Origin of the sequence: Nonomuraea sp. ATR24 (assembly GCF_041950485.1) — a bacterium.
Taxonomy (GTDB): domain Bacteria; phylum Actinomycetota; class Actinomycetes; order Streptosporangiales; family Streptosporangiaceae; genus Nonomuraea; species Nonomuraea ceibae.
This window is the reverse complement of record NZ_JBGNUU010000010.1, coordinates 165,951-182,922: the sequence shown is the minus strand read 5'-3', so window position 1 is coordinate 182,922 and position 16,972 is coordinate 165,951. Positions and strand designations below refer to the sequence as shown.

Here is a 16,972-nt window from a genome sequence, read left to right as displayed (position 1 = left end):
CATGTCGCCACTCGCGTCGTTGCCTGACGCGCTGAAGAAGCTCAACCCCGCCACGCTGTGGCGCAACCCGGTGATGTTCATCGTGGAGATCGGCGCGGCGTTCACCACCGTGCTGGCCGTGCTCGACCCGTCGGTGTTCGCCTGGGCGATCGTGGCGTGGCTGTGGCTGACCGTGATCTTCGCGAACCTGGCCGAGGCCGTCGCCGAGGGACGCGGCAAGGCCCAGGCCGCCACGCTGCGCAAGGCCAGGACCGACACCCGGGCGCGCCGCCTGACCAGCCGCGGGTCCGGCGAGTGGACCGAGGTCGGCGCCCCCGAACTGCGCCAGGGCGACCTCGTCGTGGTCGAGGCCGGGGAGATCATCCCCGGTGACGGCGACGTGGTCGAGGGCGTCGCCTCGGTGGACGAGTCGGCCATCACCGGTGAGTCCGCGCCCGTCATCCGCGAGTCCGGCGGCGACCGGTCGGCGGTGACCGGCGGCACGAAGGTGCTGTCCGACCGGATCGTCGTCCGGATCACCCAGAAGCCCGGCGAGAGCTTCATCGACCGGATGATCGGCCTGGTCGAGGGCGCGAACCGGCAGAAGACGCCCAACGAGATCGCGCTCAACATCCTGCTCGCCGCGCTGACGATCATCTTCCTGGTCGCCACCGTGACCATGCAGCCGCTCGCCGTGTACGCCAAGCTCGTCAACCCGGGCGTGCCCGACTCGCTCGCGCTGGACGCCGACGGCGTCACCGGCATCGTGCTGGTCTCGCTGCTCGTCTGCCTGATCCCGACCACGATCGGCGCACTGCTGTCGGCCATCGGCATCGCCGGGATGGACCGCCTGGTGCAGCGCAACGTGCTGGCCATGTCCGGCCGGGCGGTCGAGGCGGCGGGCGACGTGTCCACGCTGCTGCTGGACAAGACCGGCACGATCACGCTGGGCAACCGGCAGGCCGGCGAGTTCGTCCCCGTCTCCGGGGTCACCGAGCAGCAGCTCGCGGAGGCGGCCCAGCTCTCCAGCCTGGCCGACGAGACCCCCGAGGGCCGTTCCGTCGTGGTGCACGCCAAGGAGGTGTACGGGCTGCGCGAACGCGAGGTGGCCGACGCCGAATGGGTGCGGTTCACCGCGCAGACCCGGATGTCCGGCGTCAACGTGGGCGGGCGCGAGATCCGCAAGGGCGCCGCCACGGCGGTGATGAAGTGGGTGCGCGACGCCGGCGGCCACCCCACGGAGGAGGTCGGCCACCTGGTGGACGGCATCTCCGCCTCCGGCGGCACCCCGCTCGTCGTGGCCGAGAAGGGCCGGGTGCTCGGCGTCATCCACCTCAAGGACGTGGTCAAGCCGGGCATGCGCGAGCGGTTCGACGAGATGCGCCGGATGGGCATCCGCACCGTCATGATCACCGGCGACAACCCGCTGACGGCCAGGGCCATCGCCGACGAGGCCGGGGTGGACGACTTCCTGGCCGAGGCCACCCCCGAGGACAAGCTGGCGCTGATCAAACGGGAGCAGGAGGGCGGCCGGCTCGTCGCGATGACCGGCGACGGCACCAACGACGCCCCCGCCCTGGCCCAGGCGGACGTCGGCGTCGCCATGAACACCGGCACCAGCGCGGCCAAAGAGGCCGGCAACATGGTCGACCTGGACTCCGACCCCACCAAGCTCATCGAGATCGTCGAGATCGGCAAGCAACTGCTCATCACGCGCGGCGCGCTGACCACGTTCTCGATCGCCAACGACCTCGCGAAGTACTTCGCGATCATCCCGGCGATGTTCGCGGCCGTCTACCCGGGCCTCGACACGCTCAACATCATGCGCCTGGCCAGCCCCCAGTCGGCGATCCTGTCAGCGGTGGTGTTCAACGCGCTCGTCATCGTCGCGCTGATCCCGCTGGCTCTCAGGGGCGTCCGATACCGTCCGTCCAGCGCGTCCAAGCTGCTCAGCCGCAACCTGTACGTCTACGGCCTGGGCGGCGTCGTCGCGCCGTTCGCCGGCATCAAGCTCATCGACCTGCTCGTCCAGTTCCTTCCGGGGATGTCGTAAATGGAACGTCTGCCCAGCCGGCTCCGCCGGTATGTCGCCGCGATCCGGGCGGTCGCCGTCCTGACCGTGCTGCTCGGCCTGGTCTACCCGCTGGTCACCACCGGCGTCGCCCAGGCGCTGTTCGACGACCACGCCGACGGCTCGCTCGTGCGGGCCGGGGGCAGGGAGGTGGGCAGCGCGCTCATCGGCCAGTCCTTCACCGGCCCGGACGGCGAGCCCGTCAGGAAGTACTTCCAGTCCAGGCCGTCGGCCGCCGGCTACGACCCGACCGCGACCGGCGCGAGCAACCTCGGCCCCGAGGACGTCGTCGACACGCTGCCCACGCCCGGCGAGGAGGGCCGCCAGTCGCTGCTCACCCAGGTCTGCGCCCGCTCCAAGGCCGTCGGCGAGCTCGAAGGCGTCAGCGGCGCCCGCCCGTACTGCACGCCGGACGGGGTCGGCGCGGTGCTGAAGGTCTTCCCCGGCCGCGCCGTCAGCGTCAACCAGCCCTGCCCGGCCACCCCGTTCACCGCCTCCTACCGGGGGCTGAAGGTCGAGTGCGCCACGCCCGGCGAGGACTACGCGGCAGGCCGTACCGTGCCCGTCAGGGGAGCGGCTGGCCCGCCCGCCGTGCCCGCCGACGCGGTCACCGCCGGCGGCTCCGGCCTCGACCCGCACATCTCCGTCGCCTACGCCCGCCTCCAGGCGGCGCGCGTGGCCGGGGAGCGCGGCCTCGACCGAGCCGCCGTCGAACGGCTCATCGACCAGCACACCACCGGCCGGGCGCTCGGCTTCATGGGCGAGCCGGCGGTGAACGTGCTCGAACTGAACCTGGCCCTCGACCGGTCATGAGCAGCCGAGGCCGCCTGCGCGTCTACCTCGGGGCGGCGCCCGGGGTGGGCAAGACGTACGCGATGCTCGGCGAGGGCCGCCGCGCCCTGCAGCGCGGCCGGGACGTGGTCGTGGGGCTCGTCGAGACCCACGGCCGCCCCCGCACCGCCGCCCTCCTGGAGGGCATGGAGGTGATCCCGCGCCGGACGCTGACGCACCGGGGCGCCACCTTCACCGAGCTGGACACCGAGGCCGTGATCGCCCGCGCGCCCAAGGTGGCGCTGATCGACGAGCTGGCCCACACCAACGTGCCCGGTTCCCGGAACGTCAAGCGCTGGCAGGACATCGACGAGATCCTCGACGCGGGCATCGACGTGATCTCCACGGTGAACGTCCAGCACCTGGAGTCGGTCAACGACGTGGTGCGGGAGATCACCGGCGTGCCGCAGCGCGAGACCGTCCCCGACGAGGTGGTGCGCCGCGCCGACCAGGTCGAGCTGGTCGACATGTCGCCCGAGGCGCTGCGCCGCCGCATGGCCCACGGCAACGTGTACGCGCCCGAGAAGGTCGACGCGGCGATGGCCAACTACTTCCGCGTCGGCAACCTGACCGCGCTGCGCGAGCTGGCCCTGCTGTGGGTGGCCGGGAAGGTCGACGACCAGCTCGACCGTTACCGCGCCGACCACGGCATCGCCGGCACGTGGGAGACCCGCGAGCGCGTGGTCGTCGCGCTGACCGGCGGCCCCGAGGGCGACACGCTGGTGCGCCGGGCGGCCCGCATCGCCGCCCGCAGCAAGGGCGCCGACCTGCTGGCCGTGCACGTCACCAGCGCCGACGGCCTGGCCGGGGCCGACCCCGCCAGCCTGGCGCGGCAGCGCACGCTGGTCGAGAGCCTGGGCGGCACCTACCACCAGGTGGTCGGCGACGACGTGCCGCGCGCGCTGCTCGACTTCGCCCGCGGCGTCAACGCCACGCAGCTCGTCCTCGGCGCCTCCCGGCGGGGCCGGTTCGCGCAGGTGCTCTCGCGCGGCGTCGGCGTCGAGACCACCGCCCGGTCCGGCTCCATCGACGTCCACATGATCACGCACGAGGAGGCCAAGAGGGGGCGCCGCAGGCCGGTCCGCTCGCGGACCGCGCTCACCCGCGCGCGGCAGCTGACCGGCTGGGCGCTGGCCGTGGCCGGGATGCCGCTGCTGACGTTCACGCTGTCGGCCTTCCGCGACGTGCTGTCGCTGACCAGCGAGATCCTGTTCTTCCTCTGCCTGACCGTCGGCGTCGCGCTGGCCGGCGGCATGTGGCCGGCGATCACCGCGGCGGTGGGCGGATCGCTGCTGCTCAACTGGTTCTTCACCCCGCCCACCGGTGAGTTCACCATCCACGACCCGGAGAACCTGTTCGCGCTGGCCGTGTTCGTGCTGGTGGCCGTCGCGGTGAGCACGATCGTGGACATCGCGGCCCGGCGCACCCGCCAGGCCGCCCGCGCCAGCGCCGACGCCGAGCTGCTGTCCACGCTGGCCGGGCACGTGCTGCGCGGCGAGGCGGCCGTGCCGTCGCTGCTGGAACGGATGCGCGAGGCGTTCGGCCTCACCACGGTCACCCTGCTCGAACGGCAGCCCGGCGCCGCCCGCGCGCCCGACCACCAGGACGACCCGGACGCCTGGCGCATCGTCGCCTCCACCGGCGGCGCCCCCGCCACCTGCCCCGGCCGCGCCGACACCGACGTGGTCGTCGACGACGACCTGATCGTGGCCGCCCGGGGCGGCCCGCTGGAGGCCGCCGACCGCGCGGTCCTGGAGGCCTTCGCCGCCGAGACCGCCGTCGCGCTGCGCCAGCAACGCCTCCAGGAGGCCGCCGAACGGGCCCGCCCGCTCGCCGAGGCCGACAGGATGCGCACCGCGCTGCTCGCCGCCGTCAGCCATGACCTGCGCACGCCGCTCGCCTCCGCCAAGGCCGCCGTCGAGAGCCTGGCCAACACCGAGATCGCCTGGAGCGACGCCGACCGCGCCGAACTGCTCGCCACCGCCGCCGAATCCCTCGACAGGCTCGCCCGCCTGGTGGACAACCTGCTCGACATGAGCCGCCTGCAAGCCGGCGTCCTCGGCGTGCACCAGCAGCCGACCGCCGTGCAGGAGATCCTCCCGCGAGCCGTCGACGACCTCGGCCCGCTGCGCGACCGCGTCGACGCCGACCTCCCGCCCGGCCTGCCCGACATCCTCGCCGACCCGGCCCTGCTGGAGCGCGTCCTGGCCAACCTCATGGCCAACGCCGTACGCTTCAGCCCGCCGGGAGAGCGCGTCACCGTCTCCGCCAGCGGGCACGGCGACCGGGTCGAGATCCGCGTCGTCGACCGGGGCCCCGGCATCCCGCCGGAGGCGCACGACCGGGTCTTCCAGCCGTTCCAGCGGCTCGGCGACCGCGACAACCACTCCGGCGTCGGGCTCGGCCTGGCCCTCTCGCGCGGCCTCACCGAGGCGATGGGCGGCACCCTCGTACCGGAGGAGACGCCGGGAGGCGGCCTGACCATGACCGTCACCCTGTCCATCTGCTAGCCTCCCGCGCATGGCCTCGTTCACCAAGTAACTCCAGGCGCGCCCCACCGCGGCGCGACAGGTGCCCGTTCCTTCTTTTCGGCTCTCGTCCGTGACGAGCGCCTGGCCTGGAGTTCCCTTCAACATGGCTTTCGTTCAGGAGCCTGACCGCGCCCTCGGCCGGTCCTGGCTCGTCCTTTCCCTGCTCTCCCTCCTGCAGTTCCTCATCGCCGTCGACGTCACCGTGGTCAACGTGGCGCTGCCGTCCATCGGCGGGGAGTTCGGCGCCGACGCCGCGGCCCTCGCCTGGGTCGTCAACGGATACGCGCTGGTCGGCGGCGGGCTGCTGCTGTTCGGCGGGCGGATCGCCGACCTGCTCGGCCGCCGCCGGCTGTTCCTGGCCGGCGCCGCGGTCTTCGGGGTGGCGTCGCTGGCCGCCGGGCTCGCCCCCACCCTGGAGACGCTCGTCCTCGCCCGATTCGGGCAGGGCGTGGGCGAGGCGCTGGCCTCACCCGCCGCGATGTCGCTGATCGCGCTGCTGTTCACCGAACCCGCCGAACGCGCCAAGGCGCTCGGCGTGTGGGGCGCGATCTCCGGCAGCGGGCTCGCGGTCGGCGTCCTGCTCTCCGGGGTGCTCACCGAGCTGCTGCACTGGCGGTGGATCTTCTTCGTGAACGTGCCGCTCGCGCTCGTGGTGGTGCTGGTGACGCCGCTCCTGGTGCGCGGCGACGGCCCCCGCGCGGGCGGGCGGCTGGACCTGCCGGGGGCCGCGCTCCTCACGTTCGGTCCCGTCGCCCTGGTGTACGGCATCCTGCGGGCCGCCCATCACCCGTGGACCGACCCCGGGGTCCTGGTCCCGCTCGGCGCCGGGGCGCTCGCGCTGGGCCTGTTCGTCCTGGTCGAGGCCAGGACCCGGGAGCCGCTGGTGCCGCTCGGCTTCTTCACCGACCGCACCAGGGCCGTCGCGAACGCGGCGACCGTGCTGCTCAGCGCCGCGCTGTCGACCACGTTCTTCCTGGCCACCCTCTACCTGCAGAACGTGCTCGGGCTGAGCCCGCTGCAGTCCGGGCTGGCGTTCCTGCCGTTCTGCGCCGCGCTGCTGCTGGCCGTCACGCGGGTGGCCGGGCTCATCCGGGTGCTCGGCATGAAGCACACCGCGATCGCCGGGCTGCTGTGCACGGCGGCCGGGGTGGGCTGGCTGGCCCGGCTGCCGGTCGACGGCCGGCTGTGGATCGACGTGGTGCCCGGCATGGTCGCCGTCGCGGCCGGGATGGCGATCGGGCTGATCGCGCTGCAGAACGCCGCCCTGCACGGGGTCACCGAGGCGGACGCCGGGGTCGCCTCCGGCGTGCAGCGCTCGGTGGACCAGCTCGGCGGCGCGTTCGGCCTGGCCGTCCTGGTCGGCGCCGCCGCCTCCGTCACGGCGGACGCGCCGGGCGGCCCGGAGGCGCTGGTCGCCGGCTACCGGACCGCGTTCGGCTACGCCCTGATCGGCGTCCTCACCGCCGCCGCGGGCATGGCCCTGGCGGCCCGCAACGACCGCCGCCCGTCCTGACGCCCCCGACGGGCTTCTGCTCCAGAGCGGGCTCCGCCCCATCGACGGCCCCGCCCCTGACGCGGTTCTGCCCCTGAGCGGGTCCCCGTGGGGGCGGGGTCATGACAGGCGGCAGGTGGCCATCGGGGTGTACGGGTTGGACGGTTGCTCGCCGACGGCGTTGGAGTAGGCGGGGTACTTCCACGCGCACAGCGTCGTCGGCGAGATCTCGTGGTCGCTGCCCTGGCACTTCATGCCCTGCCACCCGGCCATGTACGAGATCCCCTTGTAGCCCTGCTCCTTGCAGTAGGCCGTGGCGTCGTTCCAGCTGACCTGGCCGGTGGAGGGGGCGGGCGCCGGCGGGCGGGTGGTCTCCTGGTCCGCCGGGGTCTTGGGGGTCGTCGACTGGTGGGTGACCTTCGGGGTCGGCCTGGCCGTCTTCGGGGCGGTGGTGGGCTTGCGGCTGCTCGGCGGGTCGGGGTCGGGGTCCGCGGGCGGGGCCGTGGAGGCCCTGCGGGGCACCTTGGTCGGGGTGGCCGCGGAGCTCTTGGCGAGGTCGGAGACGTCGCCCTGCATCGCGGTGATCGACGGCAGGTGCGTCGTGGGCGGCGTCGTGGGCGGCGGCGGGCTGCCGGTGGGGGTGCCGGGCGTGCCGGTGACCGAGGACGTCGGGGCCGCCGCCTGCTGCTGGGCGGTGGCGGGCGCCAGCGCGTAGAAGCCGACCCCGGCCGCCACGCCCAGCGCGCCCGCGACCGAGGCGGCGACGACCGCGCGCCGCCGCGCCGGCTTCCTGCCGTTCTTCGCCGAGGCCGGGGCGTGCTGCCAGGCGGGCGGGGGCAGCGCGCGGAGCCGTTCGACCACCTGGGCGGCGGTGGGCCGCTTGGCGGGGTCCTTGGACAGGCACTCGCGCAGCAGCCGGGCGAAGCGCACCTCCAGCCCGTCGAGGTCGGGCTCGGAGTTGAGGACCGCGTGCAGGGTGGCGGGGATGGTGTCGCCGCCGAACGCCCGGCTGCCCGTGGCCGCGTAGTGCATGGTCGCGGCCCAGGTGAACAGGTCGGCGGGCGGCCCCACCTCGCGGCCGGCGATCTGCTCGGGCGCCATGTAGGCGGGGCTGCCGATCGGCTGGCTGGTGACGACCGACTGGCTCAGGTCCAGCGCCTTGGCGATCCCGAAGTCGATCACCACGGGACCGTCGGGGCCGAGCAGCACGTTGCCCGGCTTGAAGTCGCGGTGCACGACCCCGGCCGCGTGGATGGCGGCCAGCGCGGTCGCCGTGTTGATCGCCAGCCGTTGCAGCGCCGCCGCGCCGCGCGGCCCGCTCGCCCGGACGGACTCCTGCAGCGACGGCCCGTCCACGAACTCGCTGACGATGTACGGCCTGCTCCCGGCGAACCCGGAGTCGAGCATCTGGGCGGTGCAGAACGGCGCGACCCGCTTGGCGGTCTCCACCTCGCGCAGGAAGCGCACGCGCGCCTCTTCGTCGGCGATCAGGTACGGGTGCAGCAGCTTGACGGCGACCCGTTCGCCCTCGGGGCCGCGGGCCGCGTACACGGCGCCCTGGCCGCCCGCCCCGAGCCGTCCTTCGAGCTGGTAGGGCCCGACCGTGCGCGGGTCGTCGGGGAGGAGGTTCAGCGGCTCGGGCACCGGGCCTCCTCGCAGCCGCGCCGACCGGCGCTCAGGGCGCGGTCCCCGGGACGGTGATCGGCCGGCCGGGTGGGAGCTGGGCGACCAGTCCCTCGGCGGTCGCGGTGATCATCAGCACGAAGTAGTCCTCCGGGGTGTGTGCGGGGATGCCTGCCGCGGCCTGCCGCAGCAGGTCGGACCCGGCGATCGCGGCCATCGCCTCGTCGGCGGCCGGGGATTCGAGAAGGGCCGCCCGCTCCTGCTCGCCCACGGTGACGCCGAGCGTGATGGTGGCGATCGCCGAGCTGAGCACGGTCGCGGCGGCCGGGTCGTAGCCGCGCCTGCCCAGGGCGGCGATCTGGTGCTCCAGCAGCCGGACGCCGGAGGCGCCGCGCGGGAACAGCCGCTGGAAGTAGAGGGCGGTGCCCGGGTGTTCGAGCGTGAAGCGGCGCAGCTGTGAGGCGAAGCTGACCAGGTGGGCGGCGGCCGGCTCGGCGGGGTCGTCGACCAGCTCCAGCTTGGCCAGGATGGCCTCGCCGACCAGGCTCTCCAGGGCAGAACGGCTGGGCACGTGCCGGTAGACGGCCGCGGTCGTGACGCCGAGCGCGTCGGCGACCTTCTGCATGGTCAGCTCGACCAGGCCGATGCGCATCCCGGCTTCGACCACGTCGTCCAGCGTGAACATGGCCGTCCGCCCGCCGGTCCGCATCGCCGCCTTCCCCCCTGGTTACGGGGCCTAACTTAGAAGAACGATCACAGGGCCGCAAGCCCGGCAAATGCCTTTGCGGGGTCGCCGTCCCGGTTGTTACCTTGGAGACATGCAGTATCTGTACTTCCTCTGAGAGTGACGGCCTCAGCCCCCGCCGTGCGGGTGCGGCTGAGCCTTCCGCCGTCATCTCACCTTTTCCCGGATCGCCACCCGGCCTCTTCGGCGTGCCCGCGATCCGGTTCTCCGGAGGAAGTATGTTCACCGACACCACTGTGTCGTCCACCCGTGCGCGGGCCCACCTCAATGCCGTCGATCTGCATCTGGCCCGTGGCGGCCGTCCCGTACTCGCCGGGGTCGATCTGACCGTCTCCGCCGGAGACCGGCTGGGGGTGGTCGGCGAGAACGGGCGCGGGAAGACCACCCTGCTGCAGGTGCTCGCCGGGACCCTGGCGCCCGACAGCGGCACCGTGCACCGCGCCGGCACGATCGGCGTCGCCGACCAGGAGATGCCCGTCGACGGCGACCGCACCGTCGGCGACCTGATCGATCTGGAGCTGGCCCAGGTGCGGGCCGTGCTGCACGCGTTCGAGGCGGCGACGGCGGCGCTTGCCGAGCAGCGCCCCGGCGCCGACGAGGAGTACGCGGCGGCGCTCGCCGCGGCCGAGTCCATCGACGCGTGGGACGCCGACCGCCGCGTCGACGTCTCGCTCGCCGCCCTGGACGCGGTCGCCGACCGCGACCGGCCGCTCGCCGGCCTGTCCGTGGGGCAGCGCTACCGGATCCGGCTGGCGTGCCTGCTCGGCTCCCGCTACGACCTGCTGCTGCTGGACGAGCCGACGAACCACCTCGACGCGGCGGGGCTGGAACACCTGACGGCGCGGCTGCGCGAGCACCCGGGCGGCGTGGTGCTCGTCAGCCACGACCGGGCGCTGCTGGCCGACGTCGCCACGGCCGTGCTCGACCTCGACCCGACCCGCGACGGCCGCCCCCGCGTCTACGGCGGCGGCTACGCCGGCTACCGCGAGGGCAGCCGCGCCGAGCGGGAGCGCTGGGAGAGCGAGTACCGCGACCAGCAGGAGGAGCGCAGGAAGCTGGCCCAGGACCTGTCCGCGGCCCAGAACCGGCTGTCCACCGGGTGGCGCCCGGAGAAGGGCACGGGCAAGCACACCCGCGCCACCCGGGCGCCCGCCCTGGTGCGGGCCGTGCACCGGCGGCAGGAGGACCTGGAGGCGCACGTCCTGGACGTGCCGCAGCCGCCGCTGCGCTTCCACCCGCCGGTCCTCGGCGGCCCGGCGGGCGCGACGCTGCTGCGGGCCGACGACGTGACGGTGCCGGGCAGGCTCGACGAGCCGTGCTCGGTGCTGCTGCGCGCCGGTGACCGGCTGCTGGTCACCGGGCCCAACGGCTGCGGCAAGTCCACCCTGCTCGCCGTGCTCGCGGGCGCGCTCGGCCCGGCGACGGGCGGCGTGCAGCACAAGCGCGGCGTCCGGATCGGGCTGCTCGCCCAGGAGCCGCCGCCGCCGTCCCGCCGCCGCGCCTTCGAGGTGTACGAGACGGCCGCCGCGGCGTCGGGGGAGCGGGTCGGGCTGTCGCAGCTCGGCCTGCTGCCGCCCGCCGCCACGCACCAGCCGGTGAGCGAGCTGTCTCTCGGCCAGCGGCGGCGGCTGGACCTGGCCGTGCTGCTGGCAGCCCGGCCGCACGTCCTGCTGCTGGACGAGCCGACCAACCACCTGTCGATGACGCTGGTGGAGGAGCTGACCGAGGCCCTGGCGGCCACGGGCGCGGCCGTGGTGATGGCCACGCACGACCGGCAGCTGCTCCGTGACACGGCGGGCTGGCCCAGGCTCCAGCTCTGACCGCACCACCCGGAGGGGCGCTCGCCACGAGGCGGGCGCCCCTCCGGCGTTCCACGGGCCACTTGGCAAACCCCTAGGGGGTATGTTACGTTCCCTCGCGCAGATACCCCACAGGGGTATCCAGAGTGTCAGGAGAGCGGTTATGAATGCCGTCAACCCGCGCAGGTGGTGGGCGCTCGTCGTGCTCGCCGCCGCGCAGTTCATGGTCATCATGGACACGTCGATCATCGGGGTCGCGCTGCCCGACATGCAGCGTGACCTCGGCTTCTCCCAGGGCGACCTGCAGTGGGTGTTCAACGCCTACGTGATCGCCTTCGGCGGCCTGCTGCTTCTCGGCGGCCGCCTGTCGGACCTGCTGGGCGCCCGCAAGGTGTTCGCCGCCGGATGGGTCGTGCTGACCGCCGGATCGGTGGTCGCCGCCTTCGCCGGCAGCGCGTGGGTGGAGATCCTCGGCCGCGCCGTCCAGGGCGTCGGCGGGGCGCTCATCGCGCCGGCCGCGATGACCCTGCTCATGATGCTGTTCGGGCACAACCCGCGCGAGCTGGGCAAGGCCATGGCGCTGTACGGCGCCGCCGCGCCGGCCGGCGGCACCGCCGGGGTGTTCCTCGGCGGCGTGATCACCGAATACCTGAGCTGGCCGTGGGTGTTCATCGTGTACATCCCGATCGGCCTGCTCACGCTGGCCGCCGTCCCCGGGCTGCTGCCGGCGACGCAGGGCAGGCGCGGATCGGTCGACGTGCTCGGCGCGGTCTCCGTCACGGGCGGCATCGCCCTGGCCGTCTACACGATCGTCCGGGCTCCGGAGCAGAGCCTGACCGCCACCCTGGTCCAGGGCGCGGGCGCGGCGGTGCTGCTCGGGCTGTTCCTGCTGGTGCAGCGCTCGGTGCGGCAGCCGCTCATGCCGCTGAGCGTGTGGAAGACGCCGGGCCTGGCCGCCTCGAACCTGGCGATGGCGCTGCTCGGCGCCGCCTGGATCCCGATGTGGTACTTCCTCAACCTCTACCTGCAGCAGGTCCTCGGCTACGGCGCGTTCGCCAGCGGCGCGGCGCTGCTGCCGATGACGGTGGCGGTCATGATCTTCATGATCGGCATCACCGCCCGGCTGCTCGGCCGCTACGGCGCCAAGCCGCTCATCGTGCTCGGCCTGGCCGTCCTCGGCGCCGGGGTGCTCGGGCTGAGCCTGGTCCGCGCGGACGGGGCCTTCGCCACCGACGTGCTGCCCGCCAGCCTGATCGCGGCCGTCGGCATGTCGCTGGCCTACATCCCGGCCATGATGTCCGCGATGTCGGGCGTGCGGCCGGAGGAGAGCGGGCTGGCCTCGGGCATCGTCAACACCACCTACAACGTCGGCTCCGCCGTCGGCCTGGCCGTCATGACGGCCATCGCGACCTCGCAGGGGAGTGCCGACCTGACGGGCGGATTCCAGGCCGCGTTCATCGGCGCGGGCGTCGTCGCCCTCGCGGGCGCGGTGCTCACCGTGGTCTCGATGCGCCGCCCGGCGCGGCAGGAGGTTGCCTCGGAAATACCATAGGGGGGTATAGTGTTGAGAGGGAAGCGGACGTGGAACGGGTCGAAGAGGAGATCGAGATGAGCAGGACCGGGTGTGAGAGGGCGGGCCGCACGTGAACGCGGCCACCAAGCTGGGCGCCTACGTCCTGGGGCTGGCCGTCGTGTTCGGCGGCGCCCTGGGCGTGGGCAACATGACGGGCGTGGGGGGGGGGGGCGCCCCCCCCCCCCCCCCCCCCCCCCCCCCCCCCCCCGCCGCGACGATGCCCACGGAGAGCCACGGCGGCCACCAGGCCGAGCAGACGAAGAACGATACCCCCGGGGGGCTCCAAGTGTCCGAGAAGGGCTACACACTCAATCCGCTGACCACGCTCAAGGCAGGCAAGAAGGCCGACTTCCGGTTCACCGTGACCGACGCCGGCGGCGAGCCGGTTACCGACTACCAGGTCCAGCACGACAAGAAGATGCACTTCATCGTCGTCTCCCGCGACCTCGACACCTTCCAGCACGTGCACCCGGAGATGGCCGCCGACGGAGTCTGGTCGGTGCCGCTCACCCTTGAGTCCGCCGGCGCCTACCGCGCGTTCGCCGACTTCGCCCCGACCGGCGGCGAGGCGCTCACCCTGGGCGCCGACCTGCTCGTCGCGGGCGACCACGAGCCCAAGCCGCTCCCCGAGGAGACGCGCACCTCGACCGTCGACGGCTACGAGGTCAAGCTCGACGGCGACCTGGCCGCCGGCAGCACCGGCAAGCTCACGCTGACCGTCAGCAAGGACGGCAAGCCCGTGACGGACCTGGAACCCTACCTGGGCGCGTATGGTCATCTGGTGGCGCTGCGCGCAGGCGACCTGGCCTACCTGCACGTTCACCCCGACGGCGAGCCGGGCGACGGCAAGACCAAGCCCGGACCCGAGATCGTCTTCTACGCCGAGGCGCCCAGCGCCGGCGGCTACCGGCTCTTCCTCGACTTCCAGCACGAGGGCAAGGTCCGTACGGCCGACTTCACGCTGCGCACCGGCCCGGCGACGGGTGCTCCCACCCCCGACGCCGAGCCCACCGGGCACGGCGAGCACAGTCACTGAACGAGAGAACTGGAGGCAGGGCGATGACGTCTCGCACCGATGACCGGCAGAGCGCGGTCGAACTCTCGATCGGCGGCATGACGTGCGCGTCGTGCGCGAACCGGATCGAGCGCAAGCTCAACAAGCTCGACGGCGTGACCGCGACGGTCAACTACGCGACGGAGAAGGCGAAGGTCACCTTCCCCGACGGCGTGGACACGCAGTTGCTGATCGCCGAGGTGGAGAAGGCCGGCTACTCGGCCGCGCTGCCCCCGTCCGAGCAGGACGAGGCTGCCGGCGAGGGCGCGGCCGAGCCGCGGGACGACGAGCTGCGCACGCTGCGGCAGCGGCTGATCACCTCCGTGGTGCTGTCGGTCCCGGTGATCGCGATGGCGATGGTGCCGGCGTTGCAGTTCACCTATTGGCAGTGGTTGTCGCTGGTGCTGGCCGCTCCTGTGGTGGTGTACGCGGGCTGGCCGTTCCACAAGGCGGCGTGGACCAACCTGAGGCACGGCGCCGCCACGATGGACACGCTGATCTCGATCGGCACCATCGCGGCGCTGGGCTGGTCGCTGTGGGCGCTGTTCTTCGGCACCGCGGGCGTGCCGGGCATGACGCACCCGTTCGAGTTCACCATCGCGCGCAGCGACGGCTCGGGCAACATCTATCTTGAGGCCGCCGCGGGCGTGACCGCGTTCATCCTGGCGGGCCGCTACTTCGAGTCGCGGTCCAAGCGGCGGGCCGGCGCGGCGCTGCGCGCGCTGCTGGAGCTGGGCGCCAAGGACGTGGAGCTGGCCGACGGCCGCCGCATCCCGACCGCGCAGCTCAAGGTCGGCGACCGGTTCGTGGTCAGGCCCGGCGAGAAGATCGCCACCGACGGCGTGATCGAGGACGGCAGCTCGGCGGTCGACGCCTCCATGCTGACCGGCGAATCCGTGCCGGTCGAGGTGCGGCCGGGCGACCCGGTGACCGGGGCGACCGTCAACGCGGGCGGCCGGCTGATCGTCCGGGCCACCCGGGTCGGCGCCGACACCCAGCTCGCCCAGATGGCCAAGCTCGTCGAGGACGCGCAGACCGGCAAGGCGCAGGTGCAGCGGCTGGCCGACCGGATCTCCGGCGTGTTCGTGCCCATCGTGATCGCGCTGGCGGTCGGCACGCTGGGCTTCTGGCTCGGCACCGGAGACGGCGTCGGGGCGGCGTTCACCGCCGCGGTCGCGGTTCTGATCATCGCCTGCCCGTGCGCGCTCGGCCTGGCCACCCCCACCGCGCTGCTGGTCGGCACCGGCAGGGGCGCCCAGCTCGGCATCCTGATCAAGGGTCCGGAGGTGCTGGAGTCCACCCGGCGCATCGACACCGTGGTGCTGGACAAGACCGGCACCGTCACCGAGGGCCGGATGACCCTCACCGGCGTCCACGTGGCCGACGGCCAGGACGAGGACGAGGTGCTGCGGCTGGCCGGGGCGCTGGAGCACGCCTCCGAGCACCCGATCGCCCGCGCCATCGCCAACGCCGCCCAGGCCAAGGTGGGCGAGCTGCCCGAGGTCGACGGCTTCGCCAACGTCGAAGGGCTCGGCGTCCAGGGCGTCGTCGACGGGCACGCGGTGCTCGTCGGCCGGCCGAGGCTGCTCCAGGAGTGGTCGCAGCACCTGACGCCCGCGCTGGAGCAGGCTCTGCGCGAGGCGCAGGAGGCCGGGCGCACGGCTGTCGCGGTCGGCTGGGACGGCGAGGCCCGCGCGGTCCTGGAGGTGGCCGACGTGGTCAAGCCGACCAGCAAGGAGGCCATCGCCCAGCTGCGCGCGCTCGGGCTGACGCCGGTGCTGCTGACCGGCGACAACCAGGCGGTCGCCCGGACCGTCGCCGCCGAGGTGGGCATCGACGAGGTGATCGCCGAGGTGCTGCCCGCCGACAAGGTGGACGTGGTCAAGCGGCTCCAGGGCGAGGGCAAGGTCGTGGCGATGGTCGGCGACGGGGTCAACGACGCCGCCGCGCTGGCCCAGGCCGATCTCGGCCTGGCGATGGGCACCGGCACCGACGCCGCGATCGAGGCGTCCGACCTGACCCTGGTCCGCGGCGACCTGCGGGTGGCGGCCGACGCCATCCGGCTGTCGCGCCGGACGCTGTCCACGATCAAGGGCAACCTGTTCTGGGCCTTCGCCTACAACGTGGCCGCCCTGCCGCTGGCCGCGCTCGGCCTGCTCAACCCGATGATCGCCGGGGCCGCGATGGCGTTCTCCAGCGTCTTCGTGGTCAGCAACAGCCTGCGCCTGCGCAGCTTCAAGTGATCTCGGGGCGTGACGCGCCGCCGCCGGACGACCTCCGGCGGCGGCGCATTAGCCTGGGATCATGGACGTGACGTGGGGACCGCTCACCCCGGACGACGCGCCGGCCTGGGCGGAGTTCGCCGCCGCCGTCGCGGCGGCCGACCGCTCCGGTGACCAGGTCAGCGTCGACCTCATGACGGAACGCCTCGCCAACCCGCTGCTCGACCTGGAGCGCGGCACGCTGGCGGCCCGCGTGGGCCGGGAGATCGTCGCGGTCGGGCTGGCCCCGGTCAGGCACGCGGCGGAGCCCGTCCACCTGATGGACCTGTGGGGCGGCGGCGTGCACCCCGCCCATCGCAGGCGCGGCCACGGCAGGCGGATCATCGACTGGGTGCTCGCCACCGCGCCGGAGCTGCACGCCCGCAAGCATCCCGGCAAGCCGCTCCACCTGCAGCTGCACGTCCCCGACGACAACCACGGGCTGGCCGTGCTGGCGGAGCGCACCGGGTTCGTGCCCACCCGTGTCTTCCAGGACCGGCGGCGCGACCTGACGGTCCCGGTCCCGCCGCCCCGGCCGCCCGGCGGCGTCACGATCGTCCCCTGGGCTCCCGAGCTCGACGACCAGGCGCGCGAGGTGCGCAACGCCGCCTTCCGCGACCACTGGGGCTACACGCCGCACACCGCCGAGAGCTGGAACCGCTCCATCACCGGCACCGGGGTCTTCCGTCCCGCAGGCTCGTTCCTGGCCGTGGCCGGCGGGCACGCCGTGGGCTGCCTGCTCACCCACCACCGGCCCGCCCCGACCGGCGCGCCCGAGGCGTGGATCCAGGTCGTCGCCACGGTCGCCGAGTGGCGGGGCAGAGGCGTGGCCGGCGCGCTCGTCTCCCACGCGCTCACCGCGTTCCGGGCCCAGGGTTACGCCACGGCCGGGCTCAGCGTCGACGCCGACAACGGCACCGGCGCGGTCTCCGTCTACGAGCGCGCCGGGTTCGCCACGTTCCGGACGAGGACCTCGTACGTGCACGTCAGGCAGTGATGGCGAGCTTGAGCCG

At 73.7% G+C, this 16,972-nt stretch carries 11 protein-coding genes; 9 read left to right on the top strand and 2 right to left on the bottom strand.

From position 1 onward, the window contains the following. Position 1 precedes the first annotated feature (1 nt). From kdpB to ACBI99_RS24640, 4 genes are all read left to right on the top strand, one after another. Complete coding sequence (gene kdpB, locus ACBI99_RS24655) at positions 2-2,032, top strand: potassium-transporting ATPase subunit KdpB (RefSeq protein ID WP_375073584.1); 2,031 nt, start codon at positions 2-4, stop codon at positions 2,030-2,032. Beyond that, positions 2,033-2,863 carry a potassium-transporting ATPase subunit C gene (locus ACBI99_RS24650; protein ID WP_375073583.1) on the top strand — a complete coding sequence of 277 codons (831 nt, stop codon included), beginning with the start codon at positions 2,033-2,035 and terminating at the stop codon, positions 2,861-2,863. It abuts the gene before it with no gap. Continuing rightward, complete coding sequence (locus tag ACBI99_RS24645; RefSeq protein WP_375073582.1) at positions 2,860-5,391, top strand: DUF4118 domain-containing protein; 2,532 nt, start codon at positions 2,860-2,862, stop codon at positions 5,389-5,391. The genes ACBI99_RS24650 and ACBI99_RS24645 overlap by 4 nt, the downstream gene beginning before the upstream one ends. Before the next feature lie 124 nt (positions 5,392-5,515). Further along, on the top strand, positions 5,516-6,925 hold the full coding sequence (locus ACBI99_RS24640; protein WP_219517937.1) for an MFS transporter: 1,410 nt from the start codon (positions 5,516-5,518) through the stop codon (positions 6,923-6,925). A 99-nt stretch (positions 6,926-7,024) separates the two neighbouring features. On the opposite strand, the gene ACBI99_RS24635 is transcribed toward ACBI99_RS24640, so the two are convergent. Together ACBI99_RS24635 and ACBI99_RS24630 are read right to left on the bottom strand one after the other, a co-directional pair. Further along, a complete protein-coding gene (locus ACBI99_RS24635) occupies positions 7,025-8,548 on the bottom strand; it encodes a serine/threonine protein kinase (protein ID WP_375073581.1) in 1,524 nt (507 codons plus the stop codon). A 31-nt stretch (positions 8,549-8,579) separates the two neighbouring features. Further along, positions 8,580-9,236: a TetR/AcrR family transcriptional regulator gene (locus ACBI99_RS24630; protein ID WP_219517934.1), complete on the bottom strand. Its 657-nt coding sequence runs from the start codon at positions 9,234-9,236 to the stop codon at positions 8,580-8,582. 254 nt (positions 9,237-9,490) lie between these two features. Here ACBI99_RS24630 and ACBI99_RS24625 point away from each other — a divergent pair, with 254 nt between their 5' ends. The 5 genes from ACBI99_RS24625 (at position 9,491) to ACBI99_RS24605 (ending at position 16,956) form a co-directional block, all read left to right on the top strand. Beyond that, positions 9,491-11,092 (top strand): ABC-F family ATP-binding cassette domain-containing protein, encoded by a 1,602-nt coding sequence (locus tag ACBI99_RS24625; RefSeq protein ID WP_357583426.1) that lies wholly within the window; start codon positions 9,491-9,493, stop codon positions 11,090-11,092. A 142-nt stretch (positions 11,093-11,234) separates the two neighbouring features. Next, positions 11,235-12,623 (top strand): MFS transporter, encoded by a 1,389-nt coding sequence (locus ACBI99_RS24620; protein ID WP_219517930.1) that lies wholly within the window; start codon positions 11,235-11,237, stop codon positions 12,621-12,623. 307 nt (positions 12,624-12,930) lie between these two features. Then, positions 12,931-13,680 (top strand): hypothetical protein, encoded by a 750-nt coding sequence (locus tag ACBI99_RS24615; protein WP_375073580.1) that lies wholly within the window; start codon positions 12,931-12,933, stop codon positions 13,678-13,680. A gap of 23 nt (positions 13,681-13,703) precedes the next feature. Continuing rightward, on the top strand, positions 13,704-15,941 hold the full coding sequence (locus ACBI99_RS24610; protein ID WP_375073579.1) for a heavy metal translocating P-type ATPase: 2,238 nt from the start codon (positions 13,704-13,706) through the stop codon (positions 15,939-15,941). 61 nt (positions 15,942-16,002) lie between these two features. Beyond that, complete coding sequence (locus ACBI99_RS24605) at positions 16,003-16,956, top strand: GNAT family N-acetyltransferase (RefSeq protein WP_375073578.1); 954 nt, start codon at positions 16,003-16,005, stop codon at positions 16,954-16,956. Positions 16,957-16,972: the final 16 nt, after the last annotated feature.

Bases quoted from the DNA above. Each gene is read 5' to 3' on its own strand.
- kdpB (WP_375073584.1), top strand. From the start codon at position 2: ATGTCGCCACTCGCGTCGTTGCCTGACGCGCTGAAGAAGCTCAACCCC.
- ACBI99_RS24620 (WP_219517930.1), top strand. From the start codon at position 11,235: ATGAATGCCGTCAACCCGCGCAGGTGGTGGGCGCTCGTCGTGCTCGCC.
- ACBI99_RS24630 (WP_219517934.1), bottom strand. From the start codon at position 9,236: ATGCGGACCGGCGGGCGGACGGCCATGTTCACGCTGGACGACGTGGTC.
- ACBI99_RS24650 (WP_375073583.1), top strand. From the start codon at position 2,033: ATGGAACGTCTGCCCAGCCGGCTCCGCCGGTATGTCGCCGCGATCCGG.
- ACBI99_RS24640 (WP_219517937.1), top strand. From the start codon at position 5,516: ATGGCTTTCGTTCAGGAGCCTGACCGCGCCCTCGGCCGGTCCTGGCTC.
- ACBI99_RS24645 (WP_375073582.1), top strand. From the start codon at position 2,860: ATGAGCAGCCGAGGCCGCCTGCGCGTCTACCTCGGGGCGGCGCCCGGG.
- ACBI99_RS24605 (WP_375073578.1), top strand. From the start codon at position 16,003: ATGGACGTGACGTGGGGACCGCTCACCCCGGACGACGCGCCGGCCTGG.
- ACBI99_RS24610 (WP_375073579.1), top strand. From the start codon at position 13,704: ATGACGTCTCGCACCGATGACCGGCAGAGCGCGGTCGAACTCTCGATC.
- ACBI99_RS24625 (WP_357583426.1), top strand. From the start codon at position 9,491: ATGTTCACCGACACCACTGTGTCGTCCACCCGTGCGCGGGCCCACCTC.